The sequence below is a fragment of the Chryseobacterium sp. NFX27 genome (assembly GCF_049887855.1).
In the GTDB taxonomy this organism is placed as follows: Bacteria; Bacteroidota; Bacteroidia; order Flavobacteriales; family Weeksellaceae; genus Chryseobacterium.
Genome location: NZ_JAGEKK010000001.1, coordinates 538687 through 546879, shown reverse-complemented (window position 1 = coordinate 546879; position 8193 = coordinate 538687). Strand labels below are relative to the sequence as shown.

The 8193-nt window shown below is 38.7% G+C and carries 6 protein-coding genes and 1 rRNA gene; 1 reads left to right on the top strand and 6 read right to left on the bottom strand.

All coding sequences use genetic code 11. From position 1 onward, the window contains the following. A 5S ribosomal RNA gene (gene rrf / locus J4Q03_RS02550) occupies window positions 1–85 on the top strand; the annotation flags it as partial. Window positions 86–276: 191 nt separating this feature from the next. Here rrf and J4Q03_RS02545 read toward each other — a convergent pair. From J4Q03_RS02545 to J4Q03_RS02520, 6 genes are all read right to left on the bottom strand, one after another. After that, on the bottom strand, window positions 277–816 hold the full coding sequence (locus tag J4Q03_RS02545) for a hypothetical protein (RefSeq protein WP_426046642.1): 540 nt from the start codon (window positions 814–816) through the stop codon (window positions 277–279). A 1-nt stretch (window position 817) separates the two neighbouring features. Then, window positions 818–1342 (bottom strand): hypothetical protein, encoded by a 525-nt coding sequence (locus tag J4Q03_RS02540; RefSeq protein ID WP_426046641.1) that lies wholly within the window; start codon window positions 1340–1342, stop codon window positions 818–820. Further along, on the bottom strand, window positions 1339–4095 hold the full coding sequence (locus J4Q03_RS02535) for a hypothetical protein (RefSeq protein WP_426046640.1): 2757 nt from the start codon (window positions 4093–4095) through the stop codon (window positions 1339–1341). The genes J4Q03_RS02540 and J4Q03_RS02535 overlap by 4 nt, the downstream gene beginning before the upstream one ends. Continuing rightward, window positions 4088–4888 carry a WxL protein host-binding domain-containing protein gene (locus tag J4Q03_RS02530; protein ID WP_426046639.1) on the bottom strand — a complete coding sequence of 267 codons (801 nt, stop codon included), beginning with the start codon at window positions 4886–4888 and terminating at the stop codon, window positions 4088–4090. Before J4Q03_RS02530 ends, J4Q03_RS02535 begins: the two co-directional genes overlap by 8 nt. Window positions 4889–4992: 104 nt before the next feature. Then, window positions 4993–5571 carry a hypothetical protein gene (locus tag J4Q03_RS02525; protein ID WP_426046638.1) on the bottom strand — a complete coding sequence of 193 codons (579 nt, stop codon included), beginning with the start codon at window positions 5569–5571 and terminating at the stop codon, window positions 4993–4995. Between the two features lie 217 nt (window positions 5572–5788). Continuing rightward, on the bottom strand, window positions 5789–8131 hold the full coding sequence (locus J4Q03_RS02520) for a phosphocholine-specific phospholipase C (RefSeq protein ID WP_426046637.1): 2343 nt from the start codon (window positions 8129–8131) through the stop codon (window positions 5789–5791). Between the last annotated feature and the right edge of the window lie 62 nt (window positions 8132–8193).

Genomic DNA, 8193 nt, shown 5'->3' with positions numbered 1-8193 from the left:
TCACCTGTTCCCATTCCGAACACAGAAGTTAAGCCCACCAGCGCCGATGGTACTGCGAAAGCGGGAGAGTAGGCCGCCGCCAGTTTTTATTAAAAGTCTCATACAGTATTTGTATGAGACTTTTTTTGTTTTTATACCTGGAACAAACTAACCCGGTGCAATCTTTAATTTTACAATAAGCAATAAGCAACCAACCCAAAATCATTTATAATTTATAATTGATCATTGATGAATAGGAATAACACGCAGCGGGAAATCATTCATCCTTACAGCTTATCAATTGCTTACTGTAAAAACTATTTTACTGTTGTAGGTTGCTGCAGGAAGTGTTACTGATACTCCGCTTACCTGGTATTGTATATTAATCCCGGTATAAGATGTCACTGATAAAATTGTCGATATTCTGAATAATTCAACAGCAGTAAGAGGAACAGTAATATAATTAGTTCCACCTGATATACTACATCCTATACAAAGGGTGGATCCATTGCTTGTTCTTTTGGCTGACAAAACCAAAGAACTGTTCCATGTGGGATTGCCTTCATAGTGTACATACACTTTTACGCTTCCAAGTAATGCTGGCAGGCCAACATTAATACTGGCCTGGTTCGTTGGGCTGCTATAAGTCCCGCTATAGTTACTTCCCGCTTCTGTAATTGCTGGAATAGCTGCATTCCAGTTGGTAATTGGAACTGTTACAGATTGCGCTTTACTTTCATAGCCAAATATGAAAAAAAGAGCAAAGCCGATACAATACTTTACAGAAAATATTTTATGACGAGCCATAAAGTGAATAGGGTTCATTTCTTTTTTCATTTTATTCAGTGATGGTATAGGTTATAACAATAGGTGTATTGGTACGGGCTGAAAGATTAGCATAGGTGTTCACAGCGAGGCTGATGGTAAGTCGGTGGCCATTATTAGCTCCGGTTCCGGTAAATGCACCACCTATTCCTGTAATAATATTTGTAGCGGTTGTAGAAAGAGTCACCAGTCCGGATGATGTGCCTAATACTCCACCACCGGCACCAGAAGCTGTAGCCGCCTGTACTCTTATGCTGACTCCGGGAATTACCTGATTGACAGAGGCTGTAATTCTTCTCGTAAGTCCTCCGGATGCAATAGCCGAAGTATAATTAACCCATTTTGTTGTATTAGCAGTGGGAGCCGTTAAAGCCTGTCCTGCTTCCGTAGGTGCTGTGAAGTTCAGCGTAAATGTTCCTGCAGGCTCTATATCCAGTAATGTGACAACAGGAAGTGTCAAAGCAATAGTGCTCTGAGAGAATATGGCGCAGGGAATCAGACAGAAAATCAAATACATTACAGGCTTTTTTACTCTCATTTTTTCTTTTTTATTTCGTTGTATCCTACCTTAATTGTTCCTTGTTGATATTTAATTTCACTTTGCTGTTTTACAATATGAATAGCTATGTCCTGTGTCTGAGACGGCTTAAGGCTGTATTGAAATGAATCAGCAGCTATTTTATACCGTTTGTCTAAACCGTTTCTGTAAAGTTTCACTTTCCATTCTCCAGGCCGCAGATAAGTAAAATCAAATGTTTCTCCGATAAATGCAGCTTTCCGGTAGGTCTGCTCCCCATCAGATACTTCAATAATAATGCTTTGCCTCTTCTTTTTTTCTGCTTTAGGTTGAAAATGTACAAAGCTGTATTGATCTTTTTTATCATCTTCAGAAAGCAGGATCATTCCTCTAATCATAGATGCAGTAGTCAGTCCGAAATTGAAAATATTCTCTTTATTGATGAGATGCAAGGATGCAGGCAAAGGAATATCGGGGATATCATTAATTTCCGTTGTAGAACGGTCTATTTCAAGAAAATGATCTCCGGGAACAATATTTTTAAAATGATAATTTCCGTTTTTGTCTGTAATGGCTAAGTGGCTGCCAAGCATTAACCTAACTCCTTCCGTCTTTTTTACACCCAGATTACTGATATTTCCTGACAAAGAAATATACTCGGCAGTCTTTTCTACCGGCACATTAAGGCGTAGGGTATAACGTAACGAGAATACAAAATCCTTATTACCCAACTCGCCGCGCTGTAACGAATACCTTCCCGAAAGATCAATGTCACTGCCCGCAAAAAGCTGTTGATGAAATAAGACTTCAAAAAGATTCCTGTCTCTGAAATATTCTTCCGGCATATAATTATTCTGATAAAAAAGACTTAGACTGGTGTTATCAGTAAACCTGCTGAAGATTCTGGCTCCATAGTAGATCTGTTTCTGATTCTGCAACTGATACCTTGAGGTGATAGCATAGCTTGTATAGAGATTAAAGGAAGTTTTAAACTTTTCAAAGGATATATTGGTAGTATAAAAGCTTGAGTTTCCATTAAAGCCACTCAGATAGTTATTGGTTTTTCCAAACTGTCCCTGCAGGTTTACCTGGAACATTCCTATCTTTTGATCAATACTTACTTTAAAATATTGCTCATAATAATCAAACTGCTTAGGTTCCAGACGGTCCTGATACTTTTGAAATCCGTTATAAAATGTGATCAGTCCTGTTGGAAGATATTTGTACTGTACTCCATACTGTAGAAAGCTTCTGTACGGTGCTGCAAGAAATAAGGTGTCTCTTTGGAAATTTTTGGCATCCTGTACGTAATTGGCAAATACATTGAGCTTTTTAGAAATGTTATACTGCAGATTGCCGTTAAAAGTGCTGGTATTGGTAAAGTATCCTGCAAAATCAGGGCTTGCCCGCATATACATTACATTGCCGTTAAGCCTTTCAAAAGAAGCCTGAGCCTGGGCCATATAAGCTGTTCCCTCAATCTGTTCGTTCTTACTGTATGCAGCCTCTCCCGAAAGACTTATGTTTTTTGAAATTTTGAATTTTCCTGCAGTGTAGGGAAGATGGGTTTCAGAGTACAGCCTGATATTTCCGAAGTTGGTCTCTCCCTTCCGAGGAATTTTATAGAGATATCCTGCGGTGATTTCAGATTCCTTACGGATTTTAAAGGTCGAGTAAATATTAAACTCATCTTTTATATCCCGAAAAAACCTGGGATGATTGTAAAAGCCCCCGAAACTGAATTTTTTTAAATCATAACGAATTTCGGCCCCACGGCCATATCTTGCAAATTCAGTTAAAAAAGAAGCCGAATACATCTTATCACCCAGATGAACAAAAAAGTTGTTTTTTTTGTAATTAACAAAATATTCTTCATACTGGGTAAAAGAATTGAACTCAACAGGATTGTGGGATACAGCCCGAAATTCAATCTGGTTTTTATTTTCTTTGTCCAGACTTCCTTTTCCATATATCTCCCCCTGGAATCCATTATTATAAATGCCCATATTTTTCATTCCGATAAATGACAAGGAAGCTGAAACAGGAAGCCTGTGGTAAATATCATCTTCTACAGGTTTTACCGATATCACTTTTACACTTACATAGGCCGTCTGATTTTCTTTTGAATTATCCGGAGAATAAACAGAAAGGTTGAGATTCTGAAACTCATTCTGTCCAAGTTCACTATTAGTGATTTTGGAGATATAAATTACTTTTGATTCATTCGGAGCCAGTATTATAGTGGCATCATTGTCTACTACGGCATTTTTGCTTTCCAGGATCAGTCTTTCAGTTATATTTCCGTTATTTTTTAAAAGGAAAGATGCCCGGATCGTTTCACCAGCTCTGATGAACTCCGGTGAGCTTAGTGAAGTCAGGCTAAACTTTCTGTTTCCGGAGATGCTTACCTCTGATGTTTGAGTAAAAGCTGCTCCGCCATATTGATCAGTTCCGTGGAGAATAACAGAATAAAGACCCTGTGCTGTTTCCGGTGCAATGCGGATAGGAACAATGTAAACTGTTTTTTCGTGGGCCTCTATTTTGAGTTCTCCTCTTTCTAAAATAGGAGTGAGGAAAGGGCTTGAAGCAGTTATCGTAATATTATAAATCTTATTTTCAGATGAAGTATTTTCTATGGAAAAGGAAATAGAAGTAGACATGCCCGGCATTAGGCTATCTTTTTTACTGGCCAATGAATTGGGCAGCTTCTGAGAAAAAATATGTGCCGGGAATAGTGATAGTAGGACGATATATAAAATCCAGGTTCTAATCATTCTTTACTTCTAATTCCACATTGAGGGCAAATGCATTTTCTTCTTCATCGGTGGCGATCAATACCGCTTTGTATTGATCTGCCGGAACTTTGCTGATATCAATATGAAATGATTTGGAGGTATATGGTAACAATCCCATTGCAATACTCGAGTAGCTTCCGAGCCGTTCTCCGGTTTTCCGGTTGTAGATTTCAATAGCTACAGTTGGTTTGCAATAGAGATCGCCGTTGTTGGCGATGGCAATTTTTGCGGTTTGTTTTCCGTCTTCTTTCTCTACTTTTATGCTTTCAAATTTAAGATCCGGTTTTGCTTTTTCGGTTTCATAATCAGTAATAACCTGTATAGCATAGCGTATCACAGACGTGATATTGATGCCCGCTTTATCATTGCTGGGCTTAATTTCTTCTACAGGCTCTACAATAATAACACTCCAGTAACTTCCGGGAGCAGCTGGTTGGTTTGGAACCGTAATTTCATAGAATACTTCGGTTTTTTCCCTAGCTTTCAGAGTAATCAGGTTGGTATTAAGTTTTATCCAGTCACCGTTAGTTCTGTTATTGGTGCGTATTGCGGTATAATTTATAGATCCGTCGGCCTTATAGGTGAAATCCTGTAAAAATAATTTTACACTCTGCGGGGTGCTGCCTGTATTTTCAATACCAATTTTTCCTTTATACACTTTTCCGTTTTCCACTTTGTAAGTATGGGTAAGGCCGTTCAGGACCACAATACCCGCATGGAGAAAACTAAGCTGTAAGATTAGGAACATCAAAAGGAAAATACGCTTTATCATAACATGTAAAGTTTGGAATTTAAATCATTGACAATATAAAACCGAGAAGAAGCTGATAGGCGGCTTCTTCCTGTTTTTACCTTAAATTAAATTTATATACCGGCCTAGTTGTCCGAGATCGTGTAGGTAACTGTAGCCACAGTACTGGCAGTTGCTTCAAGATCTGCATAGGCGGCTACTCCTCCAGGTCCGCTTCCTGCAGCCAGAGCATAGGTAAGATTGTGGCCATTATTGGCTCCGTTTCCTGTATAGGCGCTTCCGATCCCTGAAACAATGGTTTGGTCTACAGCACTCAGGGTTAGTTGGGCAGTCGCTGTACCCAAAGTACCGCTTCCACTGCCTGTAGCCGCAGCCGCAGTTACATTGATGTCAATTCCGGGAATAAGAGCATTTACTTTTACGGATACATTACGTGTAGGGTCTGCCACGGATTTGATAGACGAATAATTCAGCCAAAGAGTGTTGTCGGAAGTCGTTGGCGTAATAGGATTACCTGCTTCTGTTGGTGCTGTAAATCCCAATGTAATGTTTTTTGTGGCAGCTGGTTCAATATCTACCAGTGCAACTTCGGGAATAGAAATTGTGATGGTGTGATTGTCAGTGTTGGTGTCCTGCGCTTGTACGTTGCCGAAAATTCCGGCAGTAATAAAGCATACTGCAAGGCTTAATGTTGATTTTTTCATGATGTTATTAATTATTTAAGTGAATTTAGTGAAAATAGGTAAGCAATATGAATAGAATTATCTTTATTTAATATTATTAACTATTTGGTTACAGTATTGCATTATGTGTTAATATATTTATATGTGAATTATATAAATCATCACTTTGCTCTATGATGGTAAGCATAATAAAAAGCCTTACAAATTATGTAAGGCTTATTTCTAGTATCTTTTTGGGTTATGCCCAGTGAGGATCTGAAATGGAAACTTTTCCGGTTTCTATCCTTCCGGCAAAATGCCAGACATGATCATTAAATATTACCTTTAGATCATACCAGCCTTTATTCTTATTGAGATCAACTGTTATTTTTTCTTCATTTTGATGTAAAGAGACTGTTTTTTTATTCTTTTCATACAAATCTTCCAGGACAACAGAGGCATTTGCCTTTTTCATTCTGAAAATCAATTCTACCTCATTTTTTGAGCCGTTACCGGTTAGCTGTATTTCTATTTCAGGGGTATTGCCACCACTGAATTTCCGGAAAAAACCATTGGGACCGAAAACTTCATAATCATATTTTCCGGGCTTAAGAGTATGGGAAAGTTCCTGATTTGAATACAGAGCATAAGAGAAGTAATAATGATCGCTGTTAAATTGCATTTTGTCATACACTAACAAAGGAACAGCGGTGTCTTTCAAATTGGTCATTTTAATCTTTCCGTTTTCCAGATTGACATGATAATGATAAGGTAGCGGATTGGAAGGTTTGATCCCTCTTTCCTGAATTTCAAGAAGACTGTCGCTGATTTCATTTTCTGCATACCATTTCAGATCCGGAACAGGCTTGGTTCTGGCTGCATTGATGGTCTTTGTGTAATCTTTTTGATCCAGATAATTCATTTGCGGAACCTTTGTATTGGAAGAATTAAAGGCAGAAGTCAGATCGCCGCAAATTGCTCTTCTCCAGTCGCTGATAGTATCAACCTTAACATCTTTACTGTATTTTTTCTGAATAAATTTCTCCAGAAACTGCAGCACTGAGGTATGGTCCGAAACTTCAGAATTAACAAAGCCTCCTTTCGTCCAGGGAGATGCAATAATCATCGGAACCCTGTAGCCTAGACCAACAGTGCCTTCTATTCTTTCATGGTCTTTCAATGGAAGAACAGACATGTATTCCTGGGATTTATCTACATATTCCACTCCCTCTTTGCTATTCATATCAACAGGCTGGCTTGGATTGAGTGGAGGAGAAAAAGGAAGAACATGATCAAAATAGCCATCATTTTCATCATAATTAATAATAAAAATGGTTTTTTTCCAGGTTTCAGGATCTTTGGTCAGAATATTTAAAACTTCTGAAATGTACCACGCTCCATACCACGGTGATCCCGGATGATCAGAAAAATGCTCAGGAGCCACCAGCCATGAAACCAGCGGAAGCTTTTTCTCTTCCACATCTTTCCGGAACTGGAACAGTATATCTCCTTTCGGAACGACCAGTCTTTCTCCGTTTTCGTCACTTCCGATTTCTAAGTCCCAATAGTCAGGATCATTAATATTAGTAGTAAAGGCTTTTTGATGAAGATTTTTTTCCTGCTGCGAAAGTTTGGAGTAATTTTCAGGAGTATATTTGATCTGGTCTTCTTCCAGCTCAGCGATCATTGATTCCAGTCTTTTTTTCTGATCCGGTTTTTTTCCGATTTCTTCTTTCAGATAAGCAATAATTTTAGGAATATTCTGGTGATAGCCTTTTGAAAATTTGACATTGAATTTTGAAAACCATTCAATCGGGTTATCTGTAAAATTACCCAGCCATGCTTCCTGTTCACCGGACATCCCTTTCGGAAGGCTGATCTCGTTCTGATAGATCTTCCACGAAACATTTTGTTCTTCTAATAGTTCGGGAAAGCTCTTCCAGTTTGCCTGTCTGGCTTTATCGTAATCAATATTTTCATTGTAAACGTTAGCTTTTACTTTACCATTCTGTTGCTCCCTGAGAGTACCGGACCAGTGAAAAAGCCTGTTCGGTGTGGTTCCTGTAAGCGAAGAGCAGAAATATTGGTCGAATATGGTGAATGCATCCGCCAGCTGGTAATAAAAAGGTAGATCTTCCCGGTTGTAGTATCCTAAAGTAAGCGGGATATTTTTATAATCTTTATTTCCGGAGGCTTTAAACTGCAACCATTTATCAAATTTTCCTTTATTTAAAGCTTTTTGCTGATCAGCCCAGGAATGGGGCAGAGAGCTCATCCATGTGGATTTTGTATTTCTGAGGTCTAATCTTGCGGGTGAAGCATATTTTCCGGCATCATCTTTTTGAAAAAAAACGGAATGGCCATCCTCTTTAATGAAAGCTCTTTTGTCAAGAAAGCCCCTTACCCCTTTTAATGCTCCGAAAGCATGGTCAAAAGAACGGTTTTCCTGCATCAGGATCACCACATGCTCTGCATCGTAAAAAGTTGACAGTGCCGCCGGCTCAATGGCCAGTGCTTTTAAAATAGCAGGGTGAAGAATGCTTGAAGTCCCCAGCCCGGCCAGCAAAAGGCTTGATTTTTCTAAAAATTCTCTTCTGTTCATGTTCAATCAAAATAAGAAATAAACCGCAAGTTATTGAGATTTTCCTGCGGTTTATAAGTTTT